Raw genomic sequence first — 390 nt, 5'->3', positions numbered from 1 at the left:
TCACCTATAGCTACCAGCAGGACGGTACCTCGAAGGATCACACCGCCGGCGACGACTCCGTCACCGACAAGTTCACCGTCACCGTCACCGATGCGGCCAACCAGGTCAAGTCCGACGACCTGGTCGTGCTCATCACCGACACCGCTCCGGAAGCCAAGCCCGACACCGCCTCCGTCACGGAAGACACCGCACTGACCGCCTCCGGCAACGTCATCACCGGCACCGGCGCCGACACCCTCGGCGCGGACGTCACCAACGTCGTCGGCGTGGCCAAGGGCACGGTCCCCGCCGGCCAGAACGTCACCGGCAACGTCAACACCGCCGTCAACGGCGAGTACGGCAAGATCGTCCTCAAGGCCGACGGCACCTACACCTACGAGCTGAACAACA

General features: G+C 65.6%; 1 protein-coding gene. It reads left to right on the top strand.

The window, feature by feature from the left end; all coding sequences use genetic code 11:
* Positions 1 to 390 (top strand): VCBS domain-containing protein (locus IB268_RS30895; RefSeq protein WP_192355306.1); only part of this gene is annotated, 390 nt, incomplete at both ends.

It is taken from the genome of Achromobacter sp. ACM01 (assembly GCF_014851745.1).
Taxonomy (GTDB): Bacteria; Pseudomonadota; Gammaproteobacteria; order Burkholderiales; family Burkholderiaceae_B; genus Achromobacter; species Achromobacter aegrifaciens.
Note: the sequence above shows the minus strand (reverse complement) of the source record. Positions and strands in the feature narration are given on the sequence as shown.